The sequence below is a fragment of the Idiomarina sp. UBA4206 genome, from assembly GCF_002383015.1.
Classification (GTDB): domain Bacteria; phylum Pseudomonadota; class Gammaproteobacteria; order Enterobacterales; family Alteromonadaceae; genus Idiomarina; species Idiomarina abyssalis.
Map to the genome: position 1 here is coordinate 57,677 of NZ_DFTS01000072.1, position 1,344 is coordinate 59,020.

Annotated in this window: 2 protein-coding genes; both read right to left on the reverse strand. The window is 46.7% G+C overall.

All coding sequences use genetic code 11. The features are described from left to right. On the reverse strand, window positions 1-252 hold a 252-nt coding region (locus B3180_RS14355; RefSeq protein ID WP_286845183.1), incomplete at its 3' end, for a CsiV family protein. Between the two features lie 15 nt (window positions 253-267). Then, a partial coding sequence (locus B3180_RS14360; RefSeq protein WP_286845185.1) for a TRCF domain-containing protein occupies window positions 268-1,344 on the reverse strand: 1,077 nt, incomplete at its 5' end.

Below are 1,344 nucleotides of genomic sequence, written 5' to 3' on the forward strand. Positions count from 1 at the left end.
GCGAAGGCGGTTCTGTAGGCTATGGTAACTGGTCAGCAAATCCCGGCTTTGATTAACGGCTATTGGTTGTATTGCCAAAGGAAAAGTCTCACCGGACTGGTCGGTGATGGTCTGTCTAAAGACCAGAACTTCAACTTCAAACCAGCGCCAGTAGTCTTTATCAGACTGAGCTACCGCATCAACAGACACTAATGTCATTAGTGCTGTTGTTAAACCCAGTACCGATTTTAATCCACGATGCACCAGCGCCATTTATTCACTCCTGTGTTACGCCGCCTGAGATTGTTCTGCAAATTCTTCTAACAGAGACTCTACCAGTTTTAACCGACTTTGAGTATCTTCCAGTGACTGACTTAAACGTAAACGGTTCGGGCCATCCAGTTTGTAGTAATTGGGCGCTTTTTGAATCAACCCTATAATAATTTCCGGGTTAATTTTTGTATCGTCGGCAAACTCAATAATGCCGCCCTGATTACCAATATCAATTTTACGGATACCCAAATGCTCGGCATTATTACGCAGTTGTGTTTGGCGCATCAAGTTCTTGGCTGCGTCCGGAAGTAACCCAAAACGGTCAATTAATTCCACCTGCAAATCATCCAGTTCTTTACTGGTTTCACAGTTGGCTATTCGTTTGTACAAGCTTAAACGGTTATTAACGTCTGGTATGTAAGCTTCAGGTAAAAGCGCCGGAAGTTTTAAGTCAATCTCAGCACGTTCATGCAGCAGTTGCGCAAGAGCGGGTTCTTTACCTTCTTTTAAGGCTTTAACCGCTTGCTCCAGCATGTCCATGTATAGAGTAAAACCAATGCTTTCAATTTGACCGCTTTGATCGTCTCCAAGTAGCTCACCGGCACCACGAATTTCTAAGTCGTGAGTTGCGAGCATAAAGCCAGCGCCCAGATCTTCAAGCTGAGAAATGGCTTCGAGGCGCTTGTGTGCGTCTTTGGTCATGCGTTTGGGATGTGGCGTCAATAGGTACGCATAAGCCTGATGATGGGAGCGTCCAACGCGGCCCCGCAGTTGGTGCATCTGTGCGAGACCCAGGTGATCAGCCCGATCCATAATAATGGTGTTGGCGCTGGGTATATCGATACCGGTTTCAATAATGGTGGTACAAACCAGCACATTAAAGCGCTGATGATAGAAGTCCGACATGATGCGTTCCAGGTCACGCTCACGCATTTGTCCGTGAGCAACCACAACACGCGCTTCCGGAACCAGGGTTTCAATATCGGCCGCGGTTTTTTCAATAGTGTCGACATTATTGTGTAAGAAATAAACCTGACCACCGCGCAGAATCTCACGTAATATGGCTTCCCGAACCGTTGGCTCGTCGTATTC